At 63.6% G+C, this 18,071-nt stretch carries 17 protein-coding genes and 1 pseudogene; 2 read left to right on the top strand and 16 right to left on the bottom strand.

The annotated features are described in order from the left end of the window. Nucleotides 1–84 precede the first annotated feature (84 nt). The 10 genes from NKH13_RS18500 to NKH13_RS18455 all read right to left on the bottom strand — a co-directional run bounded on the left by NKH13_RS18500 (nt 85) and on the right by NKH13_RS18455 (nt 10,980). Nucleotides 85–1,830, bottom strand: coding sequence for an adenylate/guanylate cyclase domain-containing protein (locus tag NKH13_RS18500; RefSeq protein ID WP_352913536.1), 1,746 nt, complete (start codon nt 1,828–1,830; stop codon nt 85–87). Between the two features lie 614 nt (nt 1,831–2,444). After that, entirely contained in the window at nt 2,445–2,663 is a 219-nt protein-coding gene (locus NKH13_RS18495; RefSeq protein WP_502908401.1) for a hypothetical protein, read from the bottom strand. Between the two features lie 70 nt (nt 2,664–2,733). Then, nucleotides 2,734–3,162: an SgcJ/EcaC family oxidoreductase gene (locus tag NKH13_RS18490; RefSeq protein WP_352913534.1), complete on the bottom strand. Its 429-nt coding sequence runs from the start codon at nt 3,160–3,162 to the stop codon at nt 2,734–2,736. Nucleotides 3,163–4,050: 888 nt separating this feature from the next. Continuing rightward, entirely contained in the window at nt 4,051–5,109 is a 1,059-nt protein-coding gene (locus NKH13_RS18485) for an adenylate/guanylate cyclase domain-containing protein (protein WP_352913533.1), read from the bottom strand. A gap of 204 nt (nt 5,110–5,313) precedes the next feature. Beyond that, nucleotides 5,314–5,769, bottom strand: coding sequence for an SRPBCC family protein (locus NKH13_RS18480; protein WP_352464137.1), 456 nt, complete (start codon nt 5,767–5,769; stop codon nt 5,314–5,316). Between the two features lie 456 nt (nt 5,770–6,225). After that, complete coding sequence (locus tag NKH13_RS18475) at nt 6,226–6,942, bottom strand: ABC transporter ATP-binding protein (RefSeq protein WP_352913532.1); 717 nt, start codon at nt 6,940–6,942, stop codon at nt 6,226–6,228. Continuing rightward, nucleotides 6,939–7,685 carry an ABC transporter ATP-binding protein gene (locus NKH13_RS18470; protein WP_352913530.1) on the bottom strand — a complete coding sequence of 249 codons (747 nt, stop codon included), beginning with the start codon at nt 7,683–7,685 and terminating at the stop codon, nt 6,939–6,941. The genes NKH13_RS18475 and NKH13_RS18470 overlap by 4 nt, the downstream gene beginning before the upstream one ends. Further along, a complete protein-coding gene (locus NKH13_RS18465) occupies nt 7,682–8,668 on the bottom strand; it encodes a branched-chain amino acid ABC transporter permease (protein ID WP_352913528.1) in 987 nt (328 codons plus the stop codon). Before NKH13_RS18465 ends, NKH13_RS18470 begins: the two co-directional genes overlap by 4 nt. 8 nt (nt 8,669–8,676) lie before the next feature. Further along, nucleotides 8,677–9,549: a branched-chain amino acid ABC transporter permease gene (locus NKH13_RS18460; protein ID WP_352464127.1), complete on the bottom strand. Its 873-nt coding sequence runs from the start codon at nt 9,547–9,549 to the stop codon at nt 8,677–8,679. A 162-nt stretch (nt 9,550–9,711) separates the two neighbouring features. Then, nucleotides 9,712–10,980: an amino acid ABC transporter substrate-binding protein gene (locus tag NKH13_RS18455; RefSeq protein WP_352464125.1), complete on the bottom strand. Its 1,269-nt coding sequence runs from the start codon at nt 10,978–10,980 to the stop codon at nt 9,712–9,714. Nucleotides 10,981–11,291: 311 nt separating this feature from the next. On the opposite strand from NKH13_RS18455, the pseudogene NKH13_RS18450 reads away from it, so the two are divergent. Continuing rightward, nucleotides 11,292–11,471: pseudogene (locus NKH13_RS18450) on the top strand (integrase); the annotation flags it as partial. Between the two features lie 121 nt (nt 11,472–11,592). Here NKH13_RS18450 and NKH13_RS18445 read toward each other — a convergent pair. Further along, nucleotides 11,593–12,111: an RES family NAD+ phosphorylase gene (locus NKH13_RS18445; protein WP_352464123.1), complete on the bottom strand. Its 519-nt coding sequence runs from the start codon at nt 12,109–12,111 to the stop codon at nt 11,593–11,595. Beyond that, nucleotides 12,108–12,497: an antitoxin Xre/MbcA/ParS toxin-binding domain-containing protein gene (locus tag NKH13_RS18440; RefSeq protein WP_352464121.1), complete on the bottom strand. Its 390-nt coding sequence runs from the start codon at nt 12,495–12,497 to the stop codon at nt 12,108–12,110. The genes NKH13_RS18445 and NKH13_RS18440 overlap by 4 nt, the downstream gene beginning before the upstream one ends. Before the next feature lie 293 nt (nt 12,498–12,790). Between NKH13_RS18440 and NKH13_RS18435 the strand changes: the two genes are divergently transcribed. Further along, nucleotides 12,791–13,219 (top strand): dihydrofolate reductase family protein, encoded by a 429-nt coding sequence (locus NKH13_RS18435; protein ID WP_352464119.1) that lies wholly within the window; start codon nt 12,791–12,793, stop codon nt 13,217–13,219. Here the strand turns inward: NKH13_RS18435 and NKH13_RS18430 are convergent. The 4 genes from NKH13_RS18430 to NKH13_RS18415 all read right to left on the bottom strand — a co-directional run bounded on the left by NKH13_RS18430 (nt 13,182) and on the right by NKH13_RS18415 (nt 17,809). Beyond that, nucleotides 13,182–14,171 (bottom strand): substrate-binding domain-containing protein, encoded by a 990-nt coding sequence (locus NKH13_RS18430; RefSeq protein WP_352913682.1) that lies wholly within the window; start codon nt 14,169–14,171, stop codon nt 13,182–13,184. The genes NKH13_RS18435 and NKH13_RS18430 overlap by 38 nt on opposite strands. A 76-nt stretch (nt 14,172–14,247) precedes the next feature. Then, nucleotides 14,248–15,297, bottom strand: a complete 1,050-nt coding sequence (locus NKH13_RS18425; protein WP_352913523.1) for an ABC transporter permease — start codon at nt 15,295–15,297, stop codon at nt 14,248–14,250. Beyond that, complete coding sequence (locus tag NKH13_RS18420) at nt 15,297–16,814, bottom strand: sugar ABC transporter ATP-binding protein (protein WP_352913520.1); 1,518 nt, start codon at nt 16,812–16,814, stop codon at nt 15,297–15,299. The genes NKH13_RS18425 and NKH13_RS18420 overlap by 1 nt, the downstream gene beginning before the upstream one ends. Beyond that, nucleotides 16,811–17,809: a LacI family DNA-binding transcriptional regulator gene (locus NKH13_RS18415; RefSeq protein ID WP_352913517.1), complete on the bottom strand. Its 999-nt coding sequence runs from the start codon at nt 17,807–17,809 to the stop codon at nt 16,811–16,813. The genes NKH13_RS18420 and NKH13_RS18415 overlap by 4 nt, the downstream gene beginning before the upstream one ends. Between the last annotated feature and the right edge of the window lie 262 nt (nt 17,810–18,071).

Here is an 18,071-nt window from a genome sequence, read left to right as displayed (position 1 = left end):
ACAAGCCGCCAGAGAACTGGCCTTCCAGAAGCGACGCGGGTCAAGGGAACGTCGCCTCGCCGGGCATCTTTGCAACCGCGACGATCACTCTGGCACGCCGGAGATGCCCAGCGCCTCGACGTAACGCTCGGCGAACACCTCGTCCAGCCACGGGTTGATCTGTCTCTGCAGGGTGAGCGTGTAGGTCGGGAATGCCTTCATAAGCCGCCGCGCCGCCGCCTGCGCCTCGTCCAGCCGGTTGAGTTTGACCAGCGCCATGATCACCACCCGGTGCGAGGAGCCGTAGTTCGGCATCTCGTGCAGCGCGCGTTCTCCCCATGCCAGCGCTTCCTCGTAGCGCTCGAGCATCAGGTAGCTCATCCCGATGCCGGAGAGCGCGATGCCCTTCTCGGGGTCGACCGGGCTCAGCCGCATTGCCCTGTGAAAGTGCTCGATGGCGACGAGCGGGCGGCTGGAATGTGCGTTCACCCAGCCGCTGCCCGTATGGCCCTGCGCCGAATTGGGGTTGAGCAGCAGGGATCGCTCGATCGTGCGCAACGCCATCTCGTAGTCCTTCGCGCTGTAGGCGATCACCTGCGCGGCGAAGCGCAGGGTCGTGGGATCGTCGCGCGCTTCCGCCAGTACCTCTCGCGCCATGCGCGCGGCGACTCGGATATCGTCGGGCTCGTGCCAGCACTGGCTCACGGATAGGCTGCGGATATAGGCGCCGAGTGCCTTCGCCAAGTTGAAGCCAGGGTCGATGCTGAGCGCCTCGTTGGTGAGCCGGCGCACGTCGGCAAAGCCTTCGCGCGTCATGCTGTAGAAGCGCGGCAGCGCGCGAAGGTAGAGGTCGTAGGCGCTGATGTACTCGGTCGGCTTCATGCGCGCCTGCTTGATCTCCTCCAGCCGGATGCTCGGTTCGACTGCGCCGACGACGCTCTCGGTCACCTTGTCCTGCAGGTCGAAGATGTCGCTCACGTCGCCCTCGAAGCGGTTGGTCCAGACATGATGTCCGCTGATCGCGTCCACCAACTGTCCACTGATGCGCACCCGCGATCCTGCTCTGCGGATGCTGCCTTCTAGCACGTAGCGGACGCCCAGCTCGCGCCCGACCTGGCGCAGGTCCACCGCCCGGCCCTTGTAGGTGAAGGACGAGTTGCGGGCGATGACGAAGAAGGAGTTCACCCGGCTCAATCCCGTGATGATGTCCTCCACCAGCCCGTCGGCGAAGTATTCCTGGTCGGGGTCGCCGCTCATGTTGGTGAAAGGCAGAACCGCGATCGAGGGTTTCTCGGGCAAGGGAGGCGGTGCAGCCACCGAGGCGCTGGCGTCGGTCTCGACGCGGTAGGCGCGCACGGGCCGCTCGATGTTCTTGAGGCGCAGGTTGCCGAGCGGCGTGAAGCCGCAATCGAGCTTGCCCTGAAGGTGGTCGTAGGCGGTGCCCGAGACGACCACGGTGCCGGGATCGGCGATGCTTTCGAGTCGGGCGGCGATGTTGACCCCGTCACCGTAGAGGTCGCCGTCCTCCTCGCAGACCACGTCGCCGAGATTGACGCCGATGCGCAAGCGAATCCGCTCTTCCTCGGACCTCTCCGCCTCGTGTTCTGCCAGGGCCTGCTGGATCGCCATCGCCGAGGTCACCGCGTTAACGACGCTCGCGAACTCGCACAGCATCCCGTCGCCGGTGAGCTTGACAATCCGACCCTGGTGCTCAGTGACCAGCGGTTCGAGGAGGTCCTTGCGGTACATCTTCAGCCGCTCGAGCGTGCCGCGCTCGTCGCGCTCCGTCAGGCGCGAATAACCGACCACGTCGCAAGCCAGGATCGCTGCGAGGTGGCGCTGCGTGGTCATTGCACCGGCAAGCCAAGCGCCTGCACGGGGGCCGCCCCGCGTCCGGGTCCTGCCAACTTCCTGACGCCCCACGTGCATCGTATCCATCTTTCCCAGTCGCTGGCCGTTGCCGATACAGAACGGAGAACGCAGCTTGACCTTGCCTTCACGAGATTTCGCTATCCGGCTTGCGAGGCGTGGAGCGTTCCAGTCGCCGCGCCTACGCAGACTCTGGAGACGTTGACACGTCACTCCCAGAAGGCCGGAGATATTTCCTGTCCTGTGTAACCGGTTGACGCCACCGTGGCGGTGCTTTTGTCACGGCGATGTAACAGCGAGATGCCCTACGAGCGCGCGCATCAGCCATTACACCAGACGTTTGCGCTTAGAGGTGCTGAGGTCGGCAGGTGGTGCGAGCGCGACCTTCAGCATGGTCAGCTGCGATGTCTGCTTTTGGGCGAAAGCAAAATCCGCCTCTGCGGCCGATATTGAAGCGCAAAACTGCCGTTCACTTCGTGATAGATGTAGGCCGGCTTCAATTCAGAACCGACCTCGGCCAAAGGCTACCTTTGAGCCAAGACGACCTTAGTTGCATGTGATTGGGCAAACAGGCCGACTTCCTCAGTCAGCTATTGTCAAGCCGCTCGGGTTTTCATGTCTTCGCCGCTCACCATTTTGGTCACGGCGGGGAAATCGAGCTTGCCTGAGCTGAGGACAGGCACTTTCGCAACGACGCGCACCTCGGGCGGTACCCTCAGGTCCATGGCGCCATGGGCCTTGGCGAAGACCAGGAATTCGGCACGCGTGGCGCTGACGGCCTCGGTGATGAGGATCAAAGCAGTCGAATTCGGCATTCCGACACGCATACGTATTGGTGGTCAGACTCGCTGGTGGACGCCCTGTTCCGCCTCCGGTTGGCGCGAGCTAGCCTTTCGAGCCGGCTGGGGCGATTGCGCCTGGAACAATATCCGTGTTCTGAGCCACCTTGATTCGCCATCCCGACTGCCCTTCTTGGGCAATCAGAAGCAATATGCCTTTCCTAACCCCGGCCGGGGAGCCGTTAGGAGCAAATGCTCCTGTTAGGGTCCAAGTGTAATGAACAGCAGCAAGCCCCGGAGCCAATTCCACAACCGACGAGATATCGCCTTCTAATCGGCTATCCCGAAACATGGTGTCATGGGTGGCTCGGTGCGCCGCTTCGATCTCGGATCGGTTCTTCCACCAAACACCTACGACGTTAACGAACTTAGCATCGGAAGCGAACAGAGACGCAAACTCATCCATGTCATGCCGGTTCCAAGCGTTCGCAAAAGCGGTAGCGACATGCTCGGGCTTACCAGACGTCACGCTCATGACCCACGTCTCCTGCGTACCTCCGCTAAGCATATAGGAGCCGGGACCGGATGCGACACGGCAAAGGTCAAATTTCAAACTGACGCACTACCGGCAGCGGAGGAATTGCGACATCCAATGTGGGATCCTGTTACGATCCCCTATGGCCATCCGAATAGTGGTTATCCTGGCGCTTCTTTCCGCCTTCGCCTACGGATTCGCAAAACTCGTTGAACGTTATGGCGGCGTTGGCGATCAGCCTTCTCCATGTGAGGAAGGCTCAACCCTTGATTGCCCAGACCGCAATGCGCCGCCACCTTAAACCTGAGCCTAAGCATTCGAGCGCGCTTGGAATAGGAAGTCGCGTTCGCGCCAATCAAGCGGAAGACCAAAGTCTGCACGGCAGAAGAGCGAATTGATGGCTATCATCGTGACATGATAGCGTTGCCGCACCTTGCCCGAGGACGGTGTCTTCGCGCCATTCCATGCACATGCCATGCGTCGCAGTTGCGCCACAAATGCTCAGGGCGCCAGTCCGGCCTTCCCCCCAAGTGACGATCATGGCGTCGAGGCGCCGCAGGCTGATGGATGTTGTCTGATCGATCATCTTTGATGAAACCGTACCGGATGAAGATGCCGAAGGGGGCGGAAGCCGACTAAGAGCCCGCCAATTTCGTCTAAGTTCATGTCCGCCGTTTGCAAGTAAAAATGCGAAAAGCCACTACGATGCAAGGACTTAGCTTGCGTTCTTGAGCCTTCGACCTTTTCTCTAGCACGCGGCAGTAGCCCGGAGCAGTGGGTCTGAGTGCCCCTATTCTGCTCCTAGTTTTTGACGTTCGGAGACGACTAGATGGCCAAAATCAAGCTAACGAAATCTGCGGTTGACGCCGCCGCCCCGCAGGACCGCGATTACGCATCCGGCAGGGTGAAGACGGTGCAGGGCGCCGCGATGCCGCGCAGCACGTGTTCGCCCAGCGGCACCAGCGGTGTGGTGGTCTCGGCGGCGACCGCGCCCGAGATCAGCACCGAGCGGCCGAGCGGCCGGCATAGCCCCTCCAGCCGGCTGACCAGGTTGACCGCGGGGCCGATGGCGGTGAAATCCAGCCGGTCGACGGCGCCGATATTGCCCCACAGCATCTCGCCGAGATGCAGCGCCGCGCCGAACGGCAGCCGCGGCAGGCCCTGCGCCTGCCGCCCCGCATCGAGATGGGCCATGCCGGCGCGGGCGGCGACGACGGCGCGCAGCGCCGCCTCGCAGGCCTCGGCCGGCGCAGCGGTGACCGGGAAAATCGCCAGCACGCCGTCGCCGATGAATTTCAGCACTTCGCCCCCGAAGGCGTGCACCGCACCGGCGACGCGGTCGAACCAGGCGTCGAGCGCGGCGATCACCGCCGCGGGCTCGGTTGCCTCGGACAGGGCGGTGAAGCCGCGCAGGTCGGCATAGAGCAGCGCGGCGTGAATGGTTTCTCCGGTGCCGCGGCGCAGGGCACCGCCCTGCACCCGGGCGGCACTGCGCCGGCCGAGATAAGCCTCGAGCAGCGCTGTCAGCGCCGCCCGCGCCGCAAGTGCGGCAAGGGGCGCCGCGGCGAAGCGCGCGGCCTGGCGCAGCCGGGCAGCCTCGGCGGGGCCGAACGGCCGGGTTCCGGCCCAGCCCAGCACCGGACTATCCGGCGCCCGGCCAACCGGGCCCTCCTGCACCGGGCCGAGCTCCGCCAGCCAGTCGCGCCCGGCCTGGCCGAGCGGACCGCCGGCGAAGCCCAGCGCCTCGATCACTGCCCCGGTCTCCGCCCGCCAAAGCCAGGTGCGGCGGGTGATGATGGGATGCGGCACCGCGAGCGTCAGCGCGCCGCCGGCCAGCGGCAGGCCGTCGGCCAGAAGTCGGCCGCCGAGCTCGGCCAGAAACCGGTCGGGGGCGGCCGAGGCGCCGGCCTCGTCCACCAGCCAGGCGAGAGGCGCGGGCAGATCCATGGTGCGATTATGCGGCCACCGCGCCCGGCCTGTCATCCGCGCCGTGACGATGCGCAGCCGGCCCGCCGATCTATCCTCCCCCCGCCCCCCGGCGCTGGTACGGTCCGATCCTCGATGGCGCCGGGTTCGACACGCCCTGCGAGCCGGCGTCCGCCGTCAAATTGCAACGGGCTCACGGGCGGCGATATCGAGCGCGGAAGGCCGTCACCCCCTGCCCGTGTGGCCGTATTTGGGATCCGGGCCGGGATCACGCCCGGCTGCAACCTCGCCCAGCCTGCCGAGGTAATGAGCCCAGCCCTCCGCATGGCCGGCGCATTGCTCGGCATTGGGCAGGCCGGTGTGGGTCAGGCGCAGCAGCGTTCCGTCCGGCTGCTCGATCAGATCGATCTCGACCAGGCTCGATCCCGGCGGCACCTCATCGCTCTCTTCCCAGCCGAAGCTGTATGCCAGACGGTGCACCGGCACCACCTCCCGGAAGGAGCCGCGAGCGACGCGAGCCCCGGTAACATTGACGAGATAGAGCCCGCCGGGCTGCGGCTCGAGCTGCGCCTCCGTTCCCATCCAGCGCAGGATCTTCTCCGGATCGGTCAGGAGGGCAAACAGCGCAGCGGGGGGCGCCGGGATGTGTGTCTCGCGGCGGACGACGAGGGCCTCTTGCATCGGCTTCCTCCATAGTTGCGACAGTTGGAGCAATTGTAAACCAGTTGGCTGCTCGTGCGATAGAATAGGATCGGACATCGACACTGGAGTGACAAGTGTGGCGAGATTCCCATGGCCACTCGCCAAGGAGCCGGTCCGTCTTGGCAATCCTGCCGGTGCCTTCGGCGAAGCGCCGGGCCGGTGATCTGAACATTCCCTTTTTCGGCGAGATCTTCGGCAAACGAACGGCGGGAGTTGGATATGAGACCGGAAATGTTGCTCGACACAAAGGGTCTCGCCAAGTCGGCCATAGGCGAGTGTTCAGGTTCTGAGCAGCAGGCTTGAACTTCTGTACGACAACCGATCTCAGCCTGATCATTCTCCCAATTGACTGCCGAAAATGACCGCCTTCCTACAATTAGCCGCCAAGCCACATTTGGCACTTGCAAACTCGCGCTGGGGTGTCGACCGCTTCTCTCACGCTCCCCCCATATAGATTTCCATGATCTGCCGGTCGTCGCGCACGTCCCGACGCGTCCCCTCGAAGCGCTTTTCGCCGGCCGCCAGGATGTAAAGCTTGTCCGCAATCGGCATCGCCTCGCGGATGTTCTGCTCCACCATCACAATGCCGATGCCGTGCGCGGTGAGGGTGGTAATGCGTTCGAGCGTCTCGATGACCATGGCCGGCGACAATCCGGCGGAAGGCTCGTCCAGCAGAATGAAGCGCGGTTCCGAAACCAGCGCCCGCGCCAGCGCAAGCATTGCCTGCTCGCCGCCCGAAAGCGAACCGGCCGCGGTACGGCGCCGCCGTGCCAAAGAGGGATATTGCTCGATCAGCGCCTCGATGCGCTGTTCGACTATCCGCCGGTCCGCGATGGCGTAGCCACCCATGCGCAAATTCTCCGTCACTGTCAGGCGCGGAAACACACCGCCGCCCTGCGGCATCAACACCAGCCCCTGGCGCACCACTTCATGGACGGCAAGGTTGGAGAGTGTTGATTCGCCCAGGCTCGCCGTGCCGCTCCACACCGGCAGCGCGCCGACAATGGCTTTGAGTAGGGTCGACTTGCCACTGCCGTTCGGCCCGAAGATGCAGGTAATCTTGCCAGCTTCCGCGCTCAGCGAGACGCCATGGACGATCTCCTGCTTGCCGTAGCCGGTAACGATGTTGTCGGTGGTGAGCGTGGTGCTCATTGCGGCCGCCCCAGATAGGTCTGCATAACCTCCGAATTGCGAACGATGTCGTTGAAAGGCCCTGTGGCCACGACACGGCCCGCATCCATGACGATTATGCGGTCGCACACGTTCCGCACCATTTCCATGTCGTGCTCGATGACCAGGACGGTGGTGCCGCGCTCGCGCAGCCGCGCGATGGCATCCACGATGATCCTGCGGATGCTGGGATGCACGCCCGCCGTCACCTCGTCGAGCAGAATGAGCGAGGCCTGGCGCATCACAACGCGCCCGAACTCCAGCAGTTTCTGCTGGCCGCCCGAAAGATCGGATGCGCGGTTGTCTGCGACATGCTCCAGCTTGAGCAGCGCCAGCGTATCGGCCGCCCGTTCGCGCGCGCCCTGCCAGTGGCCCTCGGCCGCAGCCGCCAGCAGGTTTTCGGTGACGCTCATATTGTCGAACATGGCCGGAATCTGGAAGGTGCGAGCAAGCCCCAGCCGCGCGATCGCGTGAGCCTTTCGGCCGCCGATTTCGTGACCGTCGAAGCGGATCTGGCCACGATCCGGCGTCACCGTGCCCGATATTAGGTTGAACAGAGTCGACTTGCCAGACCCGTTAGGTCCGATCAGGCCGGCGATCTCGCGCCGACCGACGTCAAGGGAGACACCGTTGACGGCCTTGATGCCGCCGAAATGGCAGTGGAGTTCGCGCACGACGAGAATAGGCTTGCCGGTGCCAGCCGTTTTGCCCTCGGCGGCGCTCAACTGGGCCGTCCCGGGCCGCCGCCGACAAGATTGCCGACCGCCTTGTCCAGCACGGCGCCAGACTTGGCCACGCGCCTCGAAAACAGGCCGGCGATGCCGTTTGGCAGGAACAGCACCACCAGCACGATGGCCGCGCCCAATATGGCGATATAGAAGGCGGTGTCACCCCAGTACATCCAGATGATGCGGTTTACGACAAAGAGCGCCACAGCGCCCAATGCCGGCCCCCACAGGCTGCCCAGCCCGCCCAGCAGCACCATCACCACCATCTGATCGGTGATGTCGCCGCCGAAGACGCTTTTCGGATTGATGAACGTGACCCAGTAGGCGAAGATCGCGCCGAATACCGAGGCGGTGACGGCACTGAGCACGAAGGTCTGCAGCTTGACCAGCGAAGTGTTGATACCGATAGCCTCGGCCGCCGGCTCATGATCGCGCAGCGCCTTGACCTTCAGCCCGAAACGCGAGCGCTCGAACAGCGCCCACGTAATGAGATAGGTGAGCGCAGCCGCGCCGAACATGGCGAAGTAGAAGAAGCGCTCGTCAAGAAAGGGCGGCAGCCCAATGCCGCCGATGCCGCCGGTGAAGTCCATCACCGAGGCGAACTGTATGAGCACCTCGGCGAAGGCCCAGGTGGCTATGGCGAAATAGGCGCCGCGCAGGCGCAGCGTCGGCGCGCCGATGATGATGGCAAACAGCGCCGTCACCACGATACCGGCCGGGAGGGTGGCGAAGAAGGGCCAGGCGAGCCTGTCGCCCATCAGCAGCGCCGTAACATAGGCGCCGAGCCCGAAGAAGGCCGAATGGCCGAAATTGATGTAGCCGGCATAGCCGCCGAGCATGTTCCAAGAGCAGGCCAGCCCCGCCCACATCAGCGCGCCAGTGGCAATGCGCAGCCAGTAGTTGTTGACCAGCATCGGCAGCAGCGCCAGCACAACGATCACGGCGATCAGCAGGAGGAGGCCGGCCCAGCTTGGCTTCATGTCCCGCCTCACAAGCCGTGCCGCAGGATCCCGCGCGGAGACACGAGAAGGACGAGGAATAGGGTGCCGAAGATCGCCAGCAGCGAATAGCTCGACCCGACATAGGTCGCGACGAAGGCTTCGATGACGCCGAGCAGCAGCGCGGCGACGAGGGCACCGCCGACGGAGCCCAAGCCGGCAAGCACAGCCACGAAAAATGCGAACAGAGTATAGCGCAGGCCGACTTCCGGGTTCACTGAAAAGATTGCACCCATTAGTACGCCGGCCATGGCAGTGATGCCTGCGTAGAGCCCGTAAACAGTGGCGCTGAGGCGGCGGATGTTGACGCCCATCAGTGCGGCGTTCTGCCGGTTTTCAGCCGTCGCTCTGATCGCCAACCCATAGCGGGTGCGGTAGAGGAACAGGAACAGTCCGCCGGCGATGGCGATCGCGAAGACCGCCGCGGCCACGCGGATCAGTGGCACCGTCACGGGCCCGACGGCGAGGCTCTCGCCGCTCAACACGGTCGGCACGCTGTGGGTATTGAAGCCCCACGCGGTCAGCATGCCGCCGCGCAGCAGCGTGAACAGGCCGAAGGTCAACGCAAGCGCCATCAATTCCGGCCGCGCCGTGCGGCTGTTGCGGACATTGTAGAGGATCGGCCCGATCAGATAGCCGATGGCGCCGAACAGCACGAAGGCCACCGGGATCGCCAGGAATCCGTCGACACCCAGTCCGGCACCCATGTAGTAGCCGAGATAGCCGCCCAGCACGACCCAGCCGCCCACCGCGAAATCGATGACGTGCAGCACGCCGAAAGCGAGCTGGAAACCGATCGTAAAAGTGGCGATAACGCCGCCGATCAGAAGGCCGTTCAGCAAGGTCTGTAGGAATAGATCCAACGCGGGAACCGTCCGTCAGCCAACGAAAGAGCGGAGTGCCGCGGCAAAGCGGCCGTACACACGATAGCATGGTCCGTCATTTTCCGAGCACGCGCAACCACCGTCATTGCGCCGGGCAAGGGTGATGGCGACGAGGCCCGCCCGCACCCTGCCCAGAACCGGCTATTTCCAAGCTGGCAGCGGGTAGGTGAGGTCCGCTGCCGCGGCCTCTTTCGGCCCCACCGCTACGGTCTTGCCACCCTGAATCTGGATCAGCACCGGCACCGGCTGGACGTTGTCGTGGTAGTGGATGCCTTCCTTCTCGAACTTGATCGGTCCGTAGAAGGTCTGGATGTCGGTCGCGGCTATCGCGTCCTTAAGAGCCACCCTGTCTTCAGGCGTGAGCCCCGGCTTCTTGCCAAGCCGCTTGACGGCATCGCCGAAAACGAGACCGCTGGCCGCGCAGGCCGCTTCGGTATAGTCGGGCTCGTGCCCGGACTTCTTTTGCGCCATCTCGGCAAACTCCTTTGCGGTGCCGAAGAGGTCGTCCTTATATGGAACTGACGGCAGCCACACGGAGACGCCGCAGGTGCCGTCGGCGTCCGTGGCGAGCGCCTGGGCGAAGGCCGGGTCGGTGACGCCATAGTGCATTATCAGCGCCTTGGGCCGGAAATTCAGCGACTTGGACGTCTTGACGACATTGATGAGCGGCTCCTCATGGCCGCCGACGGCGACGATATCGGGATTAAGCGCTGCGATCTTGGAGATGACGGGGGTAAGGTCGCCCGAGGCCGGCACCAATTCGTAGGCGACGACTTCCAATCCGGCCTCCTTGGCCCCGTCGCGAAAACCTTCGCCGGTTTCCTTCGAGAAGGGTTCGTTGACGCCGATCACAGCAATCGTCTTGGCCATGGGGTTAGACAGTTTCGCCAGCACGGCTAGCGATTTGCCCGCAGTGGTGTCCACGGCCGGGATGATGCCGAAGTTGAATTCCGGCTTGGCCTTCCAGACGTTTGGCGATTCCGCGGAGCCGGAAATCATCGGCACCTGGTACTTCTGGCAGATCGGCTGCACGGCGATAGTCGAGCCGCTGGTGTAGGGGCCGAATAACACGTCGACCTCGTTCTGGACGATCAGGCGCTCGGCGGCATCGGCGCCGGTCGCGGGGTTGCTTTGGTCGTCACCGTAGAACATGTCGACCTTGAAGCGCTCGCCGGCGACTTCAACCCCACCCTTGGCGTTGATGGCCTCGGCCCATAGGTCGTAACCGCGTTTGGTCAGGTTGCCGCCGAGGATGTTCTCGCCCGACAGCGAGGTGATAACGCCGGCCTTGAATGTCGTCACCTGCGCGCGTGCCGCTCGCACAAACGGGCCCAACGGGCCGGCTGCGAGGGCGCCGGCGCTGACGCCGAGGAACCGACGGCGCGAAAAACGTTTGCTGTTCGTGAACATCACTCAACTCCCTTCATCCGGTTATCAGATTGGAAACCGACGATATCTCTTGTTTATACCACTGTATGCCTTTTGTGCGGACAGAGAAGATATGCCTGGGTCAACAGGCGATGCGTAAGGCGGCTTCGGGTCATCAACGCGTAGAGGCGCCGCAGGCCGTGGATGCTCAATGCCTCGTCGTGCACCAGCTTCGTCGACGAATGCCTTTTGGGCGCCATTGGCGCCGCGAGCAGTTGTAGACGCGGCTCCTATTCTGCACCTAGACAGAGCAGCAGGTGCTCCCGATCGGTCGCTGGCGATGCAGGGCGTGGGAGCCAGCCCGCATCGTCAAATTCGCCGGCCACTCGCTGCGCGCTGACCTCGCCTCGTCGGCCGAGGTCGACGAACGCGATGTGCAAAAACAGCTCGGCCATACCTCCTCGGAGATGACCCGCCGCTGTCAGCGCCGCAGACATCGCTTCCGCATCAACCTGACCAGGGCTTCCGACCTCGAGGCAAAAAACCCCTCCTCTGCCGTTATTCCGCCGCTCAGGTTCGCGCGAACGCCTTCACCCTGAGCGCCAACAGACTGGTTTCTGCCATTCGGGCAGCCCCGGAGCCTCCAGGCCTGTTTCATCGCCAGGACAGCTGGTCTTTCGGCAACCGACCGCTCGGATCGAACACGTTCACTTTGTGCGGAAGATCGGGGCCCCAGTACCATAGCACCAGATTGCGGTCTTCCGTCTCCGCGCCCGGAGCAAAACTCGGCACCAGAATTCCAGCGATGCCTTCAGGCCGCAGCCGGTCATGGATGGACCAGGATGCAGGTCGCTCTCCGTTGCTGAGAGCCGTGGCCCAGGCGCTGCCCATGTCCGCAAGCGTGACAAAAGATTCTCCCCTCCCCCGCTCGGTTGTCAGATCAGTGATGTCCTCGCAGTCCACCTCATAAGAGCACAGCACGCAGGGGTCGATGCGATGCGCGAAGCCCTGGTTGGCTTCCTTGACAGCTGTCATGACGGTCAGCGCCAGATATAGCGCGGGCACACCTTTGGGATTGAATCGAGCGCCCCTGATCGCCGCTCCATCACCGGAACTCGGCTTGAATGCCCAACGTGGATGATGCGCCCGGTAGCAGGTTCCGACAAACCTCAAGCAAAGCCACCCAAGGCCATGTGATCGAGGTAGTCGCGAATAGCAGCGGCCTTGCCGTCCTTCACGAGGGCTTCGGCGGTCCGTCCACCGAATGCCGGCAGCGGCTGGGCTCGGTACCAGGCCATGGCCTGTTCCTTGCCTCCCGCCCAATCCGTCACGCGGCTGATGATCTCGAGCATCTCGCGCAGACGGCCCTGCGTCTTGGCCGTTCGGCTGCGCTCCAGCCGATAGAGGGTTTCGCGGGCAAGCCCGGCCGTCTGAGCCAACTGAGCCTTGGACATTCCAAAGCTGTCGGCCACCTGGTCAACGGCAATTTTCCCGGCCCGGTCCATATAGGACAAAACCAGGGGTTCCTTCTGCACGGATTTCTTGAGGACCTGCCCCATGGAGTTCCTTGTCATATTAACAGCCGCATTTACTGTGCAAAACATATGGCGTTTTTCGACTGGTTTCAAGCTCCAAGCGCATGGCGCCCCGAGAACCGGTCTTTGCACAGCTCCGAACACGACGGCAGCGCTGGATGAGGCGCGCGCCGTCAATGCGGGAACAGGACAGCTTGCGGAGTTGCAGCCCGGTGGTGAAAGTTGGGCGGAGGCCTATGTGGCGAGCGGTGACATGGCGGAGGAAATCGGGAAGTTGAAAAGCCCAAGAGGGCAAGCCGATCATCGCGCACGGCGGAGTGAGCTTTGCCCGCAGTCTCGCCGCTCAGGGACTGGTCGACCAGCTCGCCCTGATGGTGGTGCCCGTGGCGCTGGGCAAAGGCCTGCCGCTGTTCTCCGAAGTCGCCGCGCCGATGTCTCTCAAGCTGACAAGCTCGAAGGCATTTCCGGGGGCGCGGTGGCGCAGATCTATCGGCCGGCGTGAGCCCTGGCGAAAGTCCGGTTGCCGGCAATCTATCTACTCATGGACAACTTATTCATTCGGCGCGTGCCACCCTTCCATCAGACTAGCTAATTTCCCAGGCGATGAATCGGCAGGCTCTTCGGCACGGTGCGTGCGCTGCATGGCGTCTCCCAATACGCAACAAGGCCCCTCACGGGGGCCTTGTCCTGTCAACTTTTGCTCTGAACTCATTTCCCCATCAACTGCTTGGCATTCTCTGGCGTGATCGCGGTCGTGGCCACCGTCACCGTCGGCTCCACCGACGATGCACAATCAAGCAGAATCTTCTTCGACATCTCGATCGCCTCCTTGGCGCCGGTCGGGTAGGTGAAGGTTGCCGCCCAGTCGCCCTTGGCCACGGCCTCGATGCCACCGGCTGGGCCCGGCAGGCCGTCGGTGCCGATAATCTTGACCTGCTTGCCCGCGCCCTTGGCTGCAAGCAGCGCGCCGGCTGCCATCATGTCGTTCGAGGCGTAGAGCACCTTGATGTCGGGGTGCACTTGCAGCATGGCAGAAAAAGCGGTCTGAGCTTTGTCGGGCACCCAGTCGGCGGCCTGCTCGGCCACCACCTGGATCTTGTCATTTTCCTTCACACCATCCTTGAAGCCGTTGAGTCGCTCCACCGCCGGCGTCGAACTTGGCAGGCCTTCAAGCACGGCTGCCTCGCCGCCTTCCGGGAGCAGGGTCTTTGCGGTGTATTTGCCCGCTTCGAGCGCGATCTTGTAATTGTCGCCGCCGATGAAGGCGGTGTAGTCTTTACCTGGGTCGCCTACCGTCTTGCGGTCTAGCTCGATCACGGGAATGCCGGCATCCATCGCGCGCTTCACCGCCGGGGTCAGGGGCGCTGCCTCGAAGGGCGAGATCAAGAGCAGATCGACTTTTTGAGTGATGAAGTTGTCGACCTGCGATGTCTGCGTGTTGACGTTGCCGGCGCCATCGGCGATCTGCAGCGTGAACTGAGACACTTCCTTGACCGCCGCGCTCAGTTCGTCATTGACATGCTGGCGGTAGGGCTCGGCGTTGTTTGCCTGCGAAAAGCCAATGATGAACTGGCCGTCCTTGGCGCAGGCCTTGACCATAGGGTCGGCGGCCTCTGCGGTGCCCGCCATGCACAGGCACGTGCCGGCGAGCAGTCCAAGCCGCCAGGCACGCCACGATCCTCGTTCTATGGTTCTCATGCTCTCTCTCCTCCTTTTGGGGCCGCTGCGGCCAGACCTTGGTTTTAACGCCTTCCACTTGCTCGCCGTCTGCCTGCTATCTGCCCAAACCCTCGCGGCGGCGAACAAGGGATTGAAGCACTGCCGCCAGCACGATGATCGCGGCGGTCGCGAGCAACTGCATGGCCGGGGTAATGTTGTTGAGCTGAAGGATGTTGGCGAGCGCGCCGAGCATGATAGTCCCGGCGACGGTGCCGACCATAGAGCCGGCCCCACCGAACAAGCTGGTGCCGCCGATGACCACGGCGGCAATCGCGGTGAGCTCATAGCCCATACCGTCATTGGCGCTGCCGAAGTTGAATTGACCAGCATGCACGATGCCGGCAAGGGCGGCGGCAAAGCCGGTGATGGCATAAACTGACATCTTGACCACCGAGACCGGCACGCCGGAAATACGCGCCGCCCGCTCGTTGCCGCCGACGGCAAAGACATAGCGGCCGAAGCGCGTCGTGTTCAGTACCAAGGTGGCAATGGCGGCGAAGACGATGAAGACAATGGTCGCCACCGGCACGGTGTTGTTGAACAGACGCTCGCCCAGCACCGCGAAAACAGGTGGCGCCAGGCCGGGACCTTCGCCGTAGGAAATGTTGATGTACTGGTTGCCGGAAACGACCAGCGCGAGACCCCGCGCCGCCTGCAGGCCGGCGAGCGTGACAATGAACGGCTCGAGGCGAAAGCGGCTGGAAATCATGCCCTGGATCATGCCGAAGACGGTGCCCATCAGCAGCACGGCGAGGACGGTCGGGATAAGCCCGAAGCCGCCGGAGATCATCATCGTTGCGGTAACCACGCTGGAGAGACCGAGCACGGCGCCCACTGAAAGGTCGATGCCGGCGGTGATGATGACGAAGGTCATGCCGATGGCAATGATGCCGGTCTCAGACACCGCGCGCACGATGTTGGCCATGTTGTCAGGCGCAAGGAACAGGATCTCGCCATGGCGCCTCGGCGAGAAGATGACGCCGCCGATCGCCACCAGCACCAGGCCGATCAAGCTCTGGAAGCGCACGACCAAAGCGAGCGGATCGCGATGCACGGGCGCTGCCGCCAACGGGCCGCCTGCAACCGAAGTCGTCTCGTCAGACATCAGGCCTCCTTGCCGTTTGCTGCGGCCAGCACCGTGTGCTCGTCGATGCCGCCGATGAATTCCGCCACATTGCGCCCCTGGCGCAGCACCACGATCCGGTCGCAAAGGCCGATCAGCTCAGGCATTTCGCTGGAGGCGACCAGAATGCCCAACCCTTGAGCGGCCAGTTGCCTCAGCCGCGCATAGATCTCGCCTTTGGCACCGACATCGACGCCGCGCGTCGGTTCGTCGAGCAGCAGCAGACGCGGATTGCCTAAGATTTCCTTGGCCAGTACCACCTTCTGCTGGTTGCCACCCGAAAACGCGCCGACGGCGATGTCGGGGTTCTTTGGCCGGATGTCGAACTGACCGAAGGATTGTTTCACCGCCTCCGCCTGCCGGCCCGGCGACATCAGTCCGGCCGGCGAGAGGCGGCGGATCACCGACATGACCAGGTTGAGGCCGACCGCCATCCTCAGCATAAGGCCGCTGCCGCGACGGTCGTCCGTGACGAAGGCGATGCCGGCCGCTCGCGCCGCCCTGATCGAATTGAGCTTCACCTGACGGCCGTCGAGGGCGACGTCGCCCTCCCAGTGGCCGGAGAGGCCGGTGCCGTAAAGCGCGCTGAGAAGTTCGGTCCGCCCTGCCCCCATGATGCCGGCCAGTCCGACGATCTCCCCTTCATGCACATCGAGCGAAAGCCCTGTCGGGGCCTGCCAGCCGGCACTGTCGCGCGCAAGCCGGAAGCTTGCATCGCGCAAGCTGAGCAGTGCCCGGCCGACTGCTTTAGCGCGCTGGGGATAAAGCTCGTCGAGCGGACGCCCGACCAGCAGCCGCACCAACTCGGCTTGCGGCGCGTGCGGCTCGGTGACACCGGCGACGCGCCCGTCGCGCATCACCGTCACCCGGTCTGCGATCTCGGGCACTTCCTCCAGCCGATGCGAGATATAGACGATGCCGATGCCGCTGGCTGCGAGCTTGCGCATGATGTCGAACAGCCTTTCGACCTCGCCCACCGTCAGGGCGGCCGTAGGTTCGTCCATGATCAGCACGCGCGACGCGTAGGACAGCGCCTTGACGATCGCCACCACCTGGCGCTGGCCGATCGAGAGATCGGCGACCAGTCGTGCCGGGTCAATGGCGAGTTCGATCGCTTCCAGCCGCCTGTGGGCCTCGCGGCGCATCGCCGCCACATCGAGCAAGCCGCCCGGGCGCATTAGCTCGCGGCCCAGGAAGAGGTTCGACGCCACATCGAGCGTCGGTACGAGATCGAGCTCCTGGAAGATGGTGGCAATGCCGGCGCCCTGCGCTTCGCGTGGATTGCTGAAGCGCACTGGCTTGCCGTCGATCTCAATCGTGCCTTCGTCCGCCGCGTAGACGCCCGACAGCAGGTTCATCAACGTCGATTTGCCGGCCCCGTTCTCACCGAGAAGGGCGTGGATTTCACCGGCCTTGAGGTCGAAATCGACGCCGCGCAGAGCCTGGACACCACCGAAGCACTTGACCGCGCCGGTGACCGAAAGCAGCGGCGCGCTCATCTCGGCCTCGCGCAGGATTGGCGGGCATGAAGCGTGGCCTGGAGTCGGACGGTGCGCGGCTCCGTCGCGGAGGATGCGATGCGAGCGCTGAGCAAAGCGGCCGCCTGCCGGCCGATCTCGGCGCAAGGCTGCGCCACCAGCGTCAGCCGCGGCTCGAAACAATCGGCCCATTCGAAGTCGTCGAAGCCGGCGAGCGAAAGATCGCCCGGTATCGCCAGGCCCATTTCGCGGATCGCGCGGACTGCTCCGATCGTCGTCATGTTGTTGCCGGTGACCAAGGCCGTGGGTGGCGACGGCAAAGACAGTATGACGCGGGTAGATGCTGTCGCGGACGCGGTGTCGACGTTCCCGACCGACAAATAGTGCGGCAGGCAGTCAAGTCCGTTGGCGGCCAGGGCGGACCGGAACGCCTCGACGCGTTCGCGGGTCGTCGCCAAGCCCGGCTGGCCAGCGACGAAGCCGATCCGCTTGTGGCCGAAGGAGGCGACGTGATCGATAAGGGCTCGCATTGCCGAATGGTTTTCAACGCCGATCTGGTCGAAGCGCTCGTCGGCCAAGCGGTCGATCAAGACGCAGGGCAGCTTCTTCTCGGCCAGATAGTCGATCGCCCGCAGCGGCGCCCCCGATGGCGCCAGAATAACGCCGTCGACCCGCCGCTGATGGAAAGCACGAACTACCGAAAGCTCGCGATCCGGGTCGTCCTGGGTGTCGGACAGAAAAACCATGAGGCCCAGACGCGCGCACTCGGCCTCCACTGCGCAGATGATGTCGGTGAAATAGGGATTGGAAATTGCCGAGATTGCCAGGCCGACACTGTTGGTCGTCGAGACCTTCAGGGACCGTGCCAGCTCATTGGGCTGATAGCCCATCGAGGCAATCACGTCATTGATGAGCTTCGCTTTCTCGGGCGATACAAAACGGGTGCGGTTGACCACATGCGACACGGTCGAAACCGACACGCCCGCGCGGCGCGCCACTTCAGCCATTGTCGGCATGGCGGCTCAAATGGGGTGCTCGCAAGCGCTCCTCCCTATGCTGCGTTTGCCATCCGCTCTTGTAATTGGCGGATTGAGCGAAGGATACTGCAATCGAAACGTTTGCGCAATCGTTTCGATGCCGGAAACGAACTCAGCAGCCGTTGCGGCTGATTGTCAAATGGCGCAATGATGAGGGGCCGTTTCCAACCTCTCGAAAATGGCCAATTGTAGCGCTGTCAGCCGCAATGCCTGGAATAGAATTCTGTATTCTGGCCTAGCT

Source organism: Mesorhizobium sp. M1348 (genome assembly GCF_040317925.1).
In the GTDB taxonomy this organism is placed as follows: Bacteria; Pseudomonadota; Alphaproteobacteria; order Rhizobiales; family Rhizobiaceae; genus Mesorhizobium.
Note: the sequence above shows the minus strand (reverse complement) of the source record. Positions and strands in the feature narration are given on the sequence as shown.